Source organism: Pikeienuella sp., from assembly GCF_046290545.1.
Taxonomy (GTDB): domain Bacteria; phylum Pseudomonadota; class Alphaproteobacteria; order Rhodobacterales; family Rhodobacteraceae; genus Pikeienuella.
The window spans coordinates 58595-73635 of the sequence record NZ_JBKAGV010000007.1 but is presented as its reverse complement, the minus strand read 5'-3'; the positions used below and the strand labels follow the sequence as shown (position 1 = coordinate 73635).

Annotated in this window: 12 protein-coding genes; 11 read left to right on the top strand and 1 reads right to left on the bottom strand. The window is 70.4% G+C overall.

Translation table 11 applies throughout. The features are described from left to right. Positions 1-73 precede the first annotated feature (73 nt). From ACE37J_RS05380 to ACE37J_RS05335, 10 genes are all read left to right on the top strand, one after another. The gene (locus ACE37J_RS05380; RefSeq protein WP_409708211.1) at positions 74-805 is read left to right on the top strand and encodes a TSUP family transporter; all 732 of its coding nucleotides are present in this window, start codon (positions 74-76) and stop codon (positions 803-805) included. Then, complete coding sequence (locus ACE37J_RS05375; protein ID WP_409708208.1) at positions 805-1539, top strand: TSUP family transporter; 735 nt, start codon at positions 805-807, stop codon at positions 1537-1539. The genes ACE37J_RS05380 and ACE37J_RS05375 overlap by 1 nt, the downstream gene beginning before the upstream one ends. After that, the gene (locus tag ACE37J_RS05370; protein ID WP_409708205.1) at positions 1536-2441 is read left to right on the top strand and encodes a hypothetical protein; all 906 of its coding nucleotides are present in this window, start codon (positions 1536-1538) and stop codon (positions 2439-2441) included. Before ACE37J_RS05375 ends, ACE37J_RS05370 begins: the two co-directional genes overlap by 4 nt. Before the next feature lie 89 nt (positions 2442-2530). Beyond that, positions 2531-4309, top strand: coding sequence for a sulfoacetaldehyde acetyltransferase (gene xsc / locus ACE37J_RS05365; RefSeq protein WP_409708202.1), 1779 nt, complete (start codon positions 2531-2533; stop codon positions 4307-4309). 204 nt (positions 4310-4513) lie between these two features. Then, a complete protein-coding gene (locus tag ACE37J_RS05360; RefSeq protein ID WP_409708199.1) occupies positions 4514-5590 on the top strand; it encodes an acetate kinase in 1077 nt (358 codons plus the stop codon). Continuing rightward, on the top strand, positions 5587-6348 hold the full coding sequence (locus ACE37J_RS05355) for a sulfite exporter TauE/SafE family protein (protein WP_409708196.1): 762 nt from the start codon (positions 5587-5589) through the stop codon (positions 6346-6348). Before ACE37J_RS05360 ends, ACE37J_RS05355 begins: the two co-directional genes overlap by 4 nt. Positions 6349-6421: 73 nt before the next feature. Next, complete coding sequence (locus ACE37J_RS05350) at positions 6422-9259, top strand: molybdopterin oxidoreductase family protein (RefSeq protein WP_409708193.1); 2838 nt, start codon at positions 6422-6424, stop codon at positions 9257-9259. 302 nt (positions 9260-9561) lie between these two features. Then, positions 9562-10512, top strand: a complete 951-nt coding sequence (locus ACE37J_RS05345; protein WP_409708190.1) for an MBL fold metallo-hydrolase — start codon at positions 9562-9564, stop codon at positions 10510-10512. Next, the gene (locus ACE37J_RS05340; protein ID WP_409708187.1) at positions 10509-11036 is read left to right on the top strand and encodes a DinB family protein; all 528 of its coding nucleotides are present in this window, start codon (positions 10509-10511) and stop codon (positions 11034-11036) included. The genes ACE37J_RS05345 and ACE37J_RS05340 overlap by 4 nt, the downstream gene beginning before the upstream one ends. Before the next feature lie 110 nt (positions 11037-11146). Beyond that, entirely contained in the window at positions 11147-11350 is a 204-nt protein-coding gene (locus ACE37J_RS05335) for a hypothetical protein (protein WP_409708184.1), read from the top strand. 43 nt (positions 11351-11393) lie between these two features. Here ACE37J_RS05335 and ACE37J_RS05330 read toward each other — a convergent pair whose 3' ends face one another. Next, complete coding sequence (locus ACE37J_RS05330) at positions 11394-13277, bottom strand: PhoX family protein (protein WP_409708181.1); 1884 nt, start codon at positions 13275-13277, stop codon at positions 11394-11396. Between the two features lie 201 nt (positions 13278-13478). On the opposite strand from ACE37J_RS05330, the gene ACE37J_RS05325 reads away from it, so the two are divergent. Further along, complete coding sequence (locus ACE37J_RS05325) at positions 13479-15041, top strand: FAD-dependent oxidoreductase (RefSeq protein WP_409708178.1); 1563 nt, start codon at positions 13479-13481, stop codon at positions 15039-15041.

Below are 15041 nucleotides of genomic sequence, written 5' to 3'. Positions count from 1 at the left end.
GCGGGCGAGCCGTCGTCGCACATCGTCGCCAGTCCGCTTGACGGGGCGCGGGCGCGGGCCTCCTATCCCGCCCATGCTTCTCGCCGGCCTCCCGCCCCTTTCCTTTCTCGCCGTCGCCGCCGCCATCTTCGCCGGGGTGATCGTGCAGCGCGTCTCGGGCCAGGCCTACGGGATGATCGCCGCGCCCGTCGTCGCGCTCGTCGCGCCGGAGCATCTGCCGGCGGCGGTGATCCTCCTCGGGGTCGTCGTCGGCGCCGGCGCGATCTCGATGGACCTTTCCGCCGTGAACTGGCGGGAGGCGGGGCCGGGCTTCGCCGGCCGCGCCGCCGGCGCCTTCGCCGGGGCCGGCATCGCCGCGGCGCTGACCGACCGGGGCGGGTTCGGCGTGGCCGTCGCGCTCCTCGTCCTCCTCGCCGTCGCGCTCTCCTTCTCCGGCCTCCGCCTCCCGATCCGCCCCGTCACGCTCGCCGGCGCCGGGCTCGCGGCGGGGATCATGGGGACGATCACCGCCATCGGCGCCCCGCCCATGGCGCTCCTCTACGCGCATGAGGAGGCGAGGCGGAGCCGCGCGATGCAGAACCTCTTCTTCATGTGGGGGATGATCTGGTCCATCGGCGCGCTCGCCCTCGCCGGGCTCGTCCGCGCGCCGGACCTGATCCTCGTCGCCGCGCTCCTCCCCGTCGCGCTCCTCGCCCTCCTCGCCGCCCGCCCCGCGGCGCGGGCGCTGGAGGGGCGGCCCGTCCGCCCGCTCGCGCTCGGCCTCGCCAGCCTCGCGGCGCTCACGATCCTCGCCCGGTCGCTCTGATGACGATCCTCGGCGCCGCGCCCCCCGCCCTCGCCGGCCTCGCCGCGCTCGTGATCCTCGCCGCCGCGCTGCACCGGCTCGGCGGGCAGGGCTTCGGCACCGTCGTCGCGCCCTTCGCCGCGCTCCTCGCGCCGGACATTGTTCCGGCGACGGTGCTTCTTCTCGGCGCGGTCGTCACCGCGCTCGGCGCCGGGTTCGACGTTCGCGGCGTCCGCTATGCGGAGATCGGCTGGGCCGCCGCGGGCCGCTTCGCCGGAACGATCCCCGCCGTCGCGGTCGTCGGCGCCGTGGCCGGCTCGCCCCTGCTGGGCCCGTCCGTCGCGCTGATGATCCTCCTCGGCGTCGGGCTCTCCCTCGCCGGGATCACGCTGCGGAAGACGCGGGGAACGCTCCTCGGCGCCGGCATGCTTTCCGGCTTCCTCGGCACGCTCACCTCGGTCGGCGCGGCGCCGATGGGCCTCATCTACCAGAACGAGGCGGCGAAGGCCGCGCGGGGCACGCTGAACCTGTTCTTCCTGCTCGGCGTCCTCTTGTCCATCGGCGGCCTCGCGACGGCGGGGCTGGTGACGCGGGAGCATCTCCTGCTCGCGCTTCTCCTCTCGCCCTTCGTCCTGATCGGCTTCCGCCTCTCCGGCCCCCTCGCGCGGCGGACGGAGGCGCTGCCGCTGAAGCCCGCCGCGCTCGGCCTCGCGACGCTGGGCGCCCTCCTCCTCATCGGAAAGAGCCTCATATGACCGCCGCGCTCGGCTGGGTCGGCGCGCGGGCGCGGTGGATCCTCCTGATCGGGGCCTTCGCCGGCCTCGCCCTGCCCGGCGCCGCCTCGTTCCTCCGCCCCGCGCTGCCGTTCTTCGTGGCGATGGTCTACGCCCTCGCCATGCTCAGGATCGACCCGGTGGCGGTCCTCCGCGGCTTCGCGCGGCCCGCGCATCTCGCGCGGCTGACGGCGCTCGTCCTCGCCATGCTCGTCGTCAGCCCGGTTGTCGCCTTCTTCGCCGCCCGCGCGCTCGGCCTCGGCCCGGAATTCGAGGCGGCGCTCCTCTACACGCTCGCCGCCCCGCCCATCGCCTCCTCCGCCGCGATGTGCCTCATCGTCGGCTTCGACGGGCGCCGCGCGCTGGAGCTGACCGTCCTCTCCTCCCTCGTCATGCCCGTCACCGGCCCCGCCCTCGCCGGCCTCCTGCTGGGGGACGCGCTGGCGCTCGATCCGCTCGCGCTCGGCCTCCGCATGGCGGCGATGATCTTCGGCGGCTTCGCGGCGGCGATGATCCTCCGCCGGATCATGGGGCCCGCGCGCATCGCCGCGAACGCACCGCAGCTTGACGGGCTGGCCGCGCTCGGCTTCCTCCTCTTCATCATGCCGCTGTTCGACGGCGTGGGGCCGAGCATCGTCGCCCTCCCCGGCCTCTCCCTCGCCTTCCTCGCCCTCTCCGCGCTCCTCGTCCTCGGCGCCATCGCGCTCGGGCTGCGGCTGGCGAAGACGCGGGAGGCGGGCGGCGCGCTCGGCGCGGTCTGGGGCACGCGCTCCGTCGCCATCTACCTCGCCGCGCTGCCGCCGGACCCGCTCTTCACCCTCTATGTCGCGCTCTACCAGCTCCCCATGGCGGCCATCGCGATGGTGTTCCGCCGCCGGGGCTGAGGCCCGTGTCACATGGAATTGCGCCGATCTGGCTCTAACCCATCGGGCCGGCGAAGGGGCATTGAAGCCCCGAAACGGGAGGAAGAACCATGCGCATGACGACCGAGGAAGCCTTCGTGAAGGTGCTCCAGCGGCACGGGATATCCGAAGCCTACGGGATCATCGGCTCCGCCATGATGCCGATCTCGGACCTTTTCCCGAAGGCCGGCATCCGCTTCTGGGATTGCGCGCATGAATGCAACGCCGGCTACATGGCGGACGGATACAGCCGCGCCACCGGCAAGATGTCGATGATGGTGGCGCAGAACGGCCCCGGCATCACCAATTTCGTCACCGCGGTGAAGACCGCCTACTGGAACCACACCCCCCTCCTCCTCGTCACGCCGCAGGCGGCGAACAAGACGATCGGCCAGGGCGGCTTCCAGGAAGTCGAGCAGATGAAACTGTTCGAGGACATGGTGGCCTATCAGGAGGAGGTGAGGGACCCGTCGCGCATCGCCGAGGTCCTCAACCGCGTGATCCTGAAGGCGAAGCGCGCCTCCGCCCCCGCCCAGATCAACGTGCCGCGGGATTACTGGACGCAGGTGATCGACATCGAGCTTCCCGCCATCGTGGAGTTCGAGCGGCCCTCGGGCGGCGCCGCGGCGCTGGACGAGGCGGCGCGGATGCTCTCCGAGGCCGCCTTTCCGGTGATCCTGAACGGCGCCGGCGTGGTGCTGGCCGGCGCGATCCCGGCCTCCGCGGCGCTGGCGGAGGCGTTGTCCGCCCCGGTCTGCTGCGGCTATCAGCATAACGACGCCTTCCCGGGCTCCCACCCGCTCTTCGCCGGCCCGCTCGGCTATAACGGCTCGAAGGCGGCGATGGAGCTGATCGCGAAGGCCGATGTCGTCCTCTGCCTCGGCACAAGGCTCAACCCGTTCTCGACCCTGCCCGGCTACGGGATCGACTACTGGCCCAAGACGGCGAAGATCATCCAGGTTGATCTCAACCCGGACCGGATCGGGCTCACCAAACCCGTCACCGTCGGCATCGTCGGCGACGCGAAGCAGGTCGCCGAAGGCCTCCTCGCCCGCCTCGCCCCCGGCGCGGGCGACCGGGGCCGCGCGGACCGGCTGGCGCTCGTCGCGCAGACGAAATCCGCATGGGCGCAGGCCCTCACCTCGATGGATCACGAGGATGACGATCCGGGCACGACCTGGAACGAGCGCGCCCGTGTGCGCGAGCCGCAGAAGATGTCCCCCCGCATGGCCTGGCGCGCGATCCAGTCCGCCCTGCCGAAGGAGGCGATCATCTCCTCCGACATCGGCAACAACTGCGCCATCGGCAACGCCTACCCGACCTTCGAGGAGGGGCGGAAATACCTCGCCCCCGGCCTCTTCGGCCCCTGCGGCTACGGCCTCCCCGCCATCGTCGGCGCGAAGATCGGCAAGCCGGGCGTTCCCGTCGTCGGCTTCGCGGGGGACGGCGCCTTCGGCATCTCGATGAACGAGATGACCGCCATCGGCCGCGGCGAATGGCCCCCGATCACGATGGTGATCTTCCGCAACTACCAGTGGGGCGCAGAGAAGCGGAACACGACCCTCTGGTTCGAGGACAATTTCGTCGGCACCGAGCTTGACCAGCGCGTGAGCTACGCCGCCATCGCGAAGGCCTGCGGCCTCGAAGGCGTCCAGGTCTCGACGATGGACGACCTCCGCGCCGCGCTCGACAAGGCGGTGACGGCGCAGATGGAGGAGGGCAAGACGACCTTCCTCGAAGTCCTCCTCAACCAGGAACTCGGCGAGCCCTTCCGCCGCGACGCGATGAAGAAGCCGGTGAGCGTGGCCGGGATCGACCCGGCGGACATGCGGCCGCAGGCCGGGGCGTGAGGGCCGCGGAGGCGCGAACCCTCTATCCCGCGTGAGCGATATGGCGGAGCGCCCCTCTCCCGTCGGGGCAATGCCCCGACCCCCTCTCCCGCGGGGAGAGGGGAGGCGAAAAAGTCGCCACAGGCGCTTCCTCCCTCCCGCGGGGAGGGAGGGTCGGGGCATTGCCCCGACGAGGGAGGGGCGGTCGTCCGGAGACCGCACGTCATGACCATCCTCGTCCTCAACGCCGGCTCCTCCTCCCTGAAATACGCCGCCTTCGACGCCGCCCTCCGCTGCGTCGCGGGCGGGCAGGCCGCCGGGCTCGGAGAGGGGCGCAGCCATGCCGAGGCGGTGGCGGAGGCCCTCGCCGCCCTCGGCGGCGCCCCCGTCTCCGCAATCGCCCACCGGATCGTCCACGGCGGCCCCTCCCTGACCGCGGCGGCGGAGATCGACGCCGCGACCCGCGCGCTGATCGAGGGAGCCGCCCCCCTCGCCCCGCTCCACAACCCGCCCGCCCTCGCCGCTTTGGACGCAGCCGCCGCCGCCTTGCCCGGCGCCCGCCATGTCGCCGTCTTCGACACCGCCTTTCACGCGACGAACCCCGAAGTCGCCCGCCGCTACGCCCTGCCCGAGAGGCCGGAGACGGCGGGGCTGAGGCGCTACGGCTTCCACGGGATTTCCTATTCCGGCCTCGTCCGCGCCCTCCCCATCCTCTCCGGCGCGCCGCTCCCCCGCCGGCTCCTTGCCTGCCATCTCGGCGCCGGCGCGAGCCTTTGCGCCATTCTCGAAGGCCGCTCGGCGGCGACCACCATGGGCTATTCCCCGCTGGACGGGCTGACGATGGCCGGCCGCGCCGGCGCGCTCGACCCGGAGGCGGTGCTGACGCTGGCGGAGCGCGTCGGCGTCCCCGCCGCCCGCGCGCTCCTCAACGGCGGCGCCGGCCTCCGCGGCCTCGCCGGAACGGGGGACATGCGCGCGCTGCTGGCGGACCCCTCGCCCGAAGCCGCCTTCGCCGTCGAGCATTTCTGCTACTGGGCCGTCCGCCACGCCGGCTCCATGATCGCCGCGATGGGCGGGCTCGACGCCGTCGCCTTCACCGGCGGGATCGGGGAACGGGCCGCCCCAATCCGCTCTCGGATCATGACCGGGCTCGGCTGGGCTGGCCTCGCGGCGGACGCGGCGGCGAACGAAGCCGGCGGCCCGCGCCTCCACGCGGCGGGCTCCCCCGTCTCCGCCTGGATCGTCCCGGCCGAGGAGGAGGCGGAAATCGCCCGCAGCGCCGCCGCCCTCCTCGCCCGATGAGCGCCCAACTCGCCGCCTGGCTCGCCCTGCCCGAGGGCGAGGCGCTGACGCTCCTCCTCATCGTCCTCCTCGCCGGGATCGTCCGCGGCTTCTCCGGCTTCGGCCTCTCCGCGCTCACCATGGCCGCGGCGGCCCTCATCGTTCCGCCCGTCCAGCTCATCCCCGCGCTCTGGTTCGTGGAGCTGACGGCGAATCTCCTCCTGATGAAGGGCGGCTTCCGCGACGGGGACCTGAAGGTCGCCTTGCCCCTCTTCATCGGCGGCACGGCGGGCTGGCCGCTCGGCCTCTTCCTCACCACCAGCGTCTCGACCGAAACCTCCCGCCTCGTCGCGCTCCTTCTCGTCGCCGCGCTCGCCGCGCTGCAACTCGCCAACATCCGCATCCCCGCGATGGCGACGCGCCCCGGCCTCTACGGAACCGGCCTCCTCTCGGGCGTCGCCTCCGGCCTCGCGAGCATCGGCGGCATGGTCGTCGCCGTCTACATCCTGTCGAGCGGTCAGCCCGCTTGGCGGATGCGGGGCTCGATGGTGATCTACCTCGTCCTCGGCTCCGCCACGAGCCTCGCGATCCTCCTCGCCTTCGGCCTTATGGACCGAGAGGCGCTCATGCGCGGGCTCGTCCTCTCCGTCCCCGGCGCGCTCGGCGTCCTGGTCGGCGTCCGGCTCTTCACGCCCCGCCTCGCGCTCTGGTACCGGCCCTTCTGCCTCGCGCTCATCGCCGGCCTCGCGCTCTGGGGCGCAGGGAGGGCGCTCTGGTGAGCCTTTCCCCCCGCTTTCGCTGTGGAATTCCCGCCCGCGCCTCTCTAGGCTCCGCCCCGGGGAAGGAGACGACATGAGCCCGAAAGATCTGGACCTCAGCCCGCACGTGGCGGACGAGGTGCGCAAGACGACCTGCTACATGTGCGCCTGCCGCTGCGGGATCGACGTGCATATCCGGGCCGACGCCGAAGGCGTCCCCCGCATCCGCCATATCGACGGCAACCGGGACCATCCGGTGAACCGCGGCGTCCTCTGCGCCAAGGGCTCCGCCGGGATCATGCAGCACTACGCGCCCTCCCGCCTCCGCGCCCCCCTCCGCCGCACCGGCGAGCGCGGCGAGGGGAAATTCGAGGAGATAACGTGGGAGGAGGCGCTGGACCTCGCCGCCTCCTGGCTCGCCCCCATCCGCGAACAGGCGCCGGAAAAGCTCGCCTTCTTCACCGGGCGCGATCAGTCCCAGTCCTTCACCGGCTGGTGGGCGCAGCTTTTCGGCACGCCGAACTACGCCGCGCATGGCGGCTTCTGCTCCGTGAACATGGCCGCCGCCGGCATCTACACGATGGGCGGCGCCTTCTGGGAATTCGGCTCGCCGGACTGGGAGCGCACGAAGCTCTTCATGCTCTTCGGCGTGGCGGAGGACCACGATTCGAACCCGATCAAGATCGGCCTCGGCAAGCTGAAGGCGCGGGGCGCCAAGGTCATCGCCGTGAACCCGATCCGCACCGGCTACAACGCCATCGCCGACGAATGGATCGGCATCACGCCGGGGACGGACGGTCTCCTGATCCTCTCCATCGTGCAGGAACTGCTGAAGGCCGGGAAGGTCGATCTCGACTATCTCATCCGCTACACGAACGCCCCCTTCCTCGTGAACCGGGACCCGGCGTCGGACAGCTTCGGCCTCTTCATGCGGGACGAGGCGGGAAAGCCTCTCGTCTGGAGCCGGGAAGCCGGCGAGGCCGTCCCCTTCGATGCGCCCGGCGTGAAGCCCGCGATGAAGGGCGACTTCCCCGGCCCGAACGGCGGCCGCTGCACCCCCGTCTTCGAGCTTCTGGCGCGGAAATATCTCGAACCCGAATACGCGCCGGAGGCCGTCGCCGCCGAGACGGGCGTGAGCGCGGAGACGATCCGCCGCCTCGCCGCCGAACTCGCCCGCGCCGCCTTCGAGGAAGAAATCGTCATCGAACAACCGTGGACGGACTGGAAGGGAGAGCGGCACGAGCGCATGGTCGGTCGCCCCGTCTCCTTCCACGCCATGCGCGGAATCTCCGCCCATTCCAACGGCTTCCAGACCTGCCGCGCGCTGCACCTCCTGCAGATTCTCCTCGGCTCGGTGGAATGCCCGGGCGGCATGCGCTTCAAGCCGCCCTACCCCAAGCCCTTCGAGGCGCACCCGCCCCCGCATCACAAGGTCACGCCCGGCGCCGCGCTGGACGGGCCGCATCTCGGCTATCCCCGCGGGCCCGAGGACCTCGCGATAGACGCCGAGGGCCGCGCGAAACGCATCGACAAGGCCTTCACCTGGGAGCATCCGTTCTCGGCCCACGGCCTCATGCACATGGTCATCTCCAACGCCGCGGCGAAGGACCCGTACCGGATCGAGGCGCTGTTCCTCTACATGGCGAACATGGCCTGGAACTCCTCCATGAACACGGCGGAGACCATGGAGATGCTGACCCGGAAGGAGCCGGACGGCTCCTACACGATCCCGAAGATCATCGTGGCGGACAGCTACTCGTCCGAGACCGTCGCCTTTGCCGATCTCGTCCTGCCCGACACGACCTATCTCGAACGGCATGACTGCATCAGCCTGCTCGACCGCCCGATCTGCGAGCCCGACGCGGCGGCGGACGCGATCCGCTGGCCCGTCTTCGAGCCGGATCGGGACGTGCGGGGCTTCCAGTCCGCCCTCATCGACCTCGGCGTGAAGCTCGGCCTCCCCGGCCTCGTGACGCCGGAGGGCGCGCGCCGCTATCGCGACTACGCCGACTACATGGTGAACCACCAGCGCCGCCCGGGCGTCGGCCCCCTCGCCGGCTGGCGCAACGAGGACGGTTCGGGCGAGGGCCGCGGCGAGCCCAACCCGAAGCAGATCGAGCGCTACATCGAAAACGGCGGCTTCTGGACGCGCCATGTCCCCGACGAGGCGCGCTTCTTCAAGCCGTGGAACGCCGCCTATCAGGACTGGGCGGTGGAGACGGGCTTCTTCGACAAGATCCAGCCCTATCTCTTCAACCTCTATCTGGAGCCGATGCGGAAATTCCAGCTCGCCGCCGAGGGCAAGGGCGCGGTCCAGCCGCCCGAGCATCTCCGCGCCCGCATCGCGGAGGCGTTCGATCCACTCCCCGTCTGGCTCCGCCCCTTCGAGGAGCGGGCGGTGGCGGAGGGCGACTTCCCGCTCCACGCGCTCACGCAGCGCCCGATGGCGATGTATCACTCCTGGGGTTCGCAGAACGCCTGGCTCCGCCAGATCCACGGGCATAACCCGCTCTATGTGCCGGGCGATGTCTGGCGCGAACACGGCTTCGAGGAAGGGGACTGGGCGTATCTGACCTCCGCCCATGGGCGCATCCACGTCCCCGTCGCGCTCATGGAGGCGCTGAACCCGAAAACGGTCTGGACATGGAACGCCATCGGCAAGCGCCGCGGCGCCTGGGCGCTGAACGAAGGGGCGGACGAGACGGAAAAGGGCTTTCTTCTCAACCACCTGATCCACGAACTTCTGCCCCCGAAGGGGGACGGGATGCGCTGGGCGAATTCCGACCCTGTCACCGGGCAGGCCGCCTGGTATGACCTCCGCGTGAGGATCGAAAAGGCCCCCCGCGCCGCCGCCTCCGGTCCCCACACCGGCCGCCAGCAAAGCCCGGTCGGGACCGGACCCGAGCGCGTCCGCTATGGCGAGGGCTGGTGAGGCGGCAGAACGAGGCCGGGCGCAAGCGCCGCGCTCCCCCACATCCCTTGGCCCGGGCGACCAGCCCGGGCCGCGGCCTCCCTCCCCCCAGGGAGGCCGCATCGCGACGTCGCAATCAGCACAACCGTCAGAGTTCCTGACGCCATAAACCACGCCGACCAATCGCTCCAAGGCGACCTCCCGAGGGAGGCCGCGGCCCTCATCACTCCGCTCGCGCCGGGGCCGGCCTCTCCCCCGCGCGCCCTGTTTCCATCCGCCCGATCTTCGCGCTAGGAAGGCGCTGAGACCGGGAGGAAACGGACATGGCGAAGGCCTTCGCATCGCAGGGCGACCTGACGGAGAAGAAGATCAGCTTTGACGAGATCGGGGAGGGCCTCTGGGCCTTCACCGCCGAGGGCGATCCGAACTCGGGCGTCATCATCGGCGACGATTCGGTGATGATCGTGGAGGCGCAGGCGACCCCGCGCCTCGCCGAGAAGGTGATCGAGAAGGTTCGCTCGGTGACGGACAAGCCCATCACCCATGTGACCCTCACCCATTACCACGCCGTCCGCGTCCTCGGCGCCTCCGCCTACAAGGCGCGGGAGATCATCATGTCCGAGGCGGCGCGCGGCATGGTGGAGGAGCGCGGGGCGGAGGATTGGGCGAGCGAGTTCCAGCGCTTCCCCCGGCTCTTCGAGGGCCACGAATCCATCCCCGGCCTCACCTGGCCGACCACGACCTTCTCCGACCGGATGACGGTTTATCTAGGCAAGCGGAAGGTGGAGATCATGCATCTCGGCCGCGCCCACACCGCCGGGGACGCGGTCGTCTGGGTGCCGGATTCCGGCGTCATGTTCACCGGCGACATCGTCGAATATCACTCCGCATGTTATTGCGGAGACGGCCATTTCGCCGACTGGGGAGACACGCTCGACGCCGTGAAATGGTTCGACCCGGAAGCCATCGCGCCGGGCCGCGGCGCGGCGCTGATGGGGCGGGAGATGGTGGACGCCGCCCTCGCCTCCACCCGCGACTTCGTCGAAAGCACCTACCGCCCCGCCGCCCGCGTCGCCGCCAAGGGCGGCACGCTGAAGGACGCCTGGGACGCCGTCAGAGAGGCTTGCGACCCGAAGTTCAAGGATTACGCGATCTACGAGCACTGCCTCCCCTTCAACGTCGCCCGCGCCTTCGACGAGGCGAGGGGCATCGAGACCCCGCGCATCTGGACCGCCGAACGCGACATCGCGATGTGGGAGGCGCTTCAGGGGTGAGCCTCCTCCCCGCCCTTCGCCTCATGGCCCGCAACAACCGCTACGCCAATGCGGAGCTTCACGGCGCCGTGGCGAGGCTCGGGGCGGCATGGTCTGCGCCGGGCGTCAACTTCTTCCCCTCGATCCGACTGACGCTGGAACACATCCTCGCCGTCGATCTCTATTATCTCGACGCGCTGGAGGAAGGCGGGCGCGGGCGCGCCGTGTTCGATCCGGAGTCGACCTTCGAGCGCGTGGCCTCGCTCGCCGCGGCGCAGGAGGCGGCGGACATGCGGCTCATTGCATTCTGCGACGGGCTGACGGAGCCGGACCTCGCCCGCCGCGTTGTCACGGATCGCGGCGAGCGGGGCCGCGTGGAGGAGAGGGTCGACGCGCTCCTCCTCCATCTCATGCTGCATGACGTCCATCACCGCGGTCAGGCGCACGCCATGCTGGCCGGAACGCCCGTCCCCCCGCCGCAGCTCGACGATTTCTTCCTCGAATACGGGCGAACGGAATCCGCGCGCCGCGCGCTCGCCCTCTAGGCCCAAAAATTTCGAAATTTTCAATTCCCCAACGATTTCTACGCCCCAAGCCCGATTTCCATGGAAATCCCGGCTTTGACCGCCCCGCGGGCCCGCCCTACTCTCCCCCCATGAGCGAAAAATACGGCCCCTCCCGCGGCGAGCACTGGTTCCGCGTCGCCGCCGGCCTCGTCATCCTTGGCGGAGTCGGGGTCGGCCTCTCGATCCACGGTTTTACCGGCGGCCCGGCGATGCTGGAGATCGTGGGCATAGGCGGCGGGCTCGGCCTCTTCCTCGTCATCTCCTCCGGCAGGAAGCTCTGGCGGGGGAAATGAAAAGGGCGGCCCGAAGGCCGCCCTTCCCGCATTCACGGGCCGGTCAGCCGACCAGCGCGCCGTCCGTCCGCGTCACCGCGACGATCGCGGAGCGCGGCGTCGTCCCCGGGCCGCCCGGCCAGGTGCTGACGCTGCCCTCCTCGCCCGGATGCTGGACGCCGACGAACATCGTCCGCCGGTCCGGGCTCCAGGTAAGGCCGGTGATCTCGCAGCCGTTCGGCCCGGTGAGGAAGCGCCGGATCTCGCCCGTCGCCGGGTCGGCGGCGAGCATCTGGTTGTTGCCGTGGCCGGCGAAGTCGCCCTCGTTCTTGTAGTTCCCGTCCGTCTGGATCCAGAGCAGGCCGGTCGAATCGAAGGCGAGGCCGTCGGGCGAGTTGAACATGTTGTCGGCCGTGACATTGGCCGAGCCGGCATAGGCGTCGCTGTGGACGGTCGGGTTGCCCGCCATCACGAAGAGGTCCCAGCGGAACCCTTCCGCCGCATGGTCGCCGTCGGCCGGGAAGAGCCGGACGACCTGCCCGTAATTGTTCTTCGCGCGCGGGTTGGGCCCGCCAACCGTCTGCTCGACGCCGCCGGCATTGGCCTTCTCGCCGCGGTTCCGGTTGTTGGTGAGCGCGACATAGACCTCGGGCGCCCTCGGGTTGGAGGCGACCCATTCCGGCCGGTCCATCGTCGTCGCGCCGACCTTGTCGCCGGCGTAGCGGGCGTGGATCAGCACCTCCGCGAGGGAGGGCATCCCCGTCGTCTCCGGCGTGAGCGCGAGCCAGGTCCCCGTCCCGTCGTCGTTGAACTTCGCGGCGTAGAGCACGCCCTCGTTCATCAGCGCGTCGGTGTCCGCCCCCGGCGCATAGACGCCGTTGGAGACATAGCGATAGAGATACTCGCCCCGCTCGTCATCGCCGAGATAGGTGACGACGCGGCCGGCGCGGCTCAGCACCGTCTCCGCATTCTCGTGCTTCATGCGGCCCAACGCCGTCCGCTTCTTCGGCGTCGCCGCCGGATCGGCCGGATCGACCTCGACGATCCATCCCGCGCGGTTCGGCTCGGTCGGATGCTTGGAGATGTCGAACCGCTCGTCCACCTTGGCCCAGCCATAGCCCCAGTCCTTCGCCGAGACGCCATAGCGCTTCAGCCCCGCATCCGGCTCATGCGCCTCGTCGGCGGCGGAGAAGTAGCCGTTGAAGTTCTCCTCGCAGGTCAGGTAGGTGCCCCACGGCGTCATCGAGGAGCCGCAATTGTTCCAGGTGCCGAGGCTCTTCGTCCCGGTCGGGTCGGCGGCGGTCTTCAGCCAGTCGTGGCCGGCGGCGGGGCCGGTGATCTCCATCTCCGTCGCGGGCGTGACGCGCCGGTTGAAGGGGCTGTCCTTCACCACCGACCAGCGCTCGCCGTCGAAGGCGATCTCCACGAACGAAAGGCCGTGGGCGTACATGCCCTTCCAGATGTCGTCGTCACTCGCCGGCTTGCCCTCGGGCCGGTTGCCCCAGAGGATCTCGATATTCGTGTACTCGTTGTTCGCGGCGAGGATCACATGCTCGCCCGACTGGAAGACATGCATGCCGTCGATATTGTCGCCGAAGGTGACCTTCTGGCTCTCGGCCGTGCCGCGCGTCTCATGGTCGAATTCCGGCGCGTCGGAGGTGATCGGGTCGCCCCAGCTGATCAGCACGTCGGCCTTGTAGCCTTCGGGCACGATGAGCGCGTCGGCCGTGCTGGTCGGCACGCGCTCGAAGGCGAACCGGTTCGCCGCGGCCTGCGCCTTGGGCGCGAGGCCCCCGCCGATCATCGCCGCGCCGCCGAACGCCAGCACGCCGCCGAGGAAGCCGCGGCGGGAGAGCGCGCGCTCCACCACCGCGTCGAACTCGCAGGTCTCGGGTTTCGGATTCACCAGCTCATCATAGGCGTCGAAGCTGAGATTGTGGTCTTTCATCGGGTTCTCCCTGGGTGGTGGGCCTCGGTCGAAGGCGCGATTCCGCGCTTGGCTCCGGCGGTTAGCATCGCTCCGTGACGGCGTTGCGACGGTTTCGTTCCGTATTTTTCATTGCAAATGCAACGATACTCCGACACTCTCCCCACAAGCTCGATCCTGCCGCATTTTTGCGGCCGATCAACTGGAAGATGACACGCCGCCATGCCCTACGACTATGAGGAATTCCCCTATGTGACGCCGCCGCCGCTCCGTGGAATGACGGAAGGGCGGAAGCCCGCCGTCATCGTCGGGGCCGGGCCGATCGGCCTCGCGCTCGCCGTCGATCTCGCGCTCCGGGGCGTTCCTTCCGTCGTGCTGGACGACAACAACGTCGTCTCCGTCGGCTCCCGCGCGATCTGCTGGGCGAAGCGCAGCCTGGAGATTCTTGACCGGCTGGGCGTGGGCGAGCGCATGGTCGCCAAGGGCGTGACGTGGAAGATCGGCCGCACCCGCCACCGGGACGAGGAGGTGTTCCGCTTCGACCTTCTGCCGGAGGACGGGCACAAGATGCCCGCCTTCATCAACCTGCAGCAATATTACGTCGAGCAATACCTCGTGGAGCGCTGCCGGGATTTCCCCGATCTCATCGACCTCCGCTTCCGCAACCGCGTCACCGCCGTGGAGCGCTTCGAAGACCATGCCGTCGCGACGGTCGAGACCCCGGAAGGCCCCTACCGGATCGAGGCGGACTGGCTCCTCGCCTGCGACGGCGCCGGGAGCCCGATCCGCCGCATCATGGGGCTGGATTTCGCGGGGGAGCTGTTCGAGGAGCGGTTCCTCATCGCCGACATCGTGATGAAGGCGGAGTTTCCCGCGGAGCGCTGGTTCTGGTTCGAGCCGACCTTCCATCCCGGCCAGTCCGCCCTCCTCCACAAGCAGCCGGACGACATCTATCGCATCGACCTCCAGCTCGGATGGGACGCCGACCCGGAGGAGGAGAAGAAGCCGGAAAAGGTCATCCCCCGGATCGAGAAGGTGGTGGAGGGCCGGCCCTTCACGCTCGACTGGGTGTCGGTCTACACCTTCCAGTGCCGGCGGCTTGAGCGCTTCGCGCATGGCCGCGTCGTCTTCGTGGGGGACAGCGCGCATGTCGTTTCGCCCTTCGGGGCGCGGGGCGGCAATGGCGGCCTGCAGGACGTGGACAATCTCGGCTGGAAGCTCGCCGCCGTCCTGAACGGGGAGGCCGGCGAGGCGCTGATCGAAAGCTACGATGCGGAGCGCCGCTGCGGGGCCGACGAGAACATCCTCAACTCGACCCGCGCGACGAAGTTCATGACCCCGGCTCCGGGCGTCGAGCGGACATTCCGGGACGCCGTGCTCGCCCTCGCCGCCCATGCGCCCTTCGCGCGGGGGATGGTGAATTCCGGCCGGCTCTCCCTCCCCTGCGCCTATCCGCCCTCGCGCTTTCTCGGGCCGGACGAGCCCGCGCTTCCGGCCGCAACGGCGCCGGGCCGCCCCTGCCCGGATGCGCCGGTCGGGAACGGCTGGCTGCTCTCGCGCCTCGGCGGCGGCTTCACCCTGCTCGGGCTGGATTGCGACCCGCCTGAGATCGAGGGCGCGACGGCGATCAGGCTCGCCGCCGACGAATGGCTCCGCCGCCGCTATCTCGGTGCGGCGGCGGCGGCGGTCTATCTGATCCGCCCGGACCAGCACGTCGCCGCCCGCTGGCTCGCCCCCGCGGCGGAGGATTGCGCCGCCGCCCTCGCCGCCGCGAAGGGGCTCTGA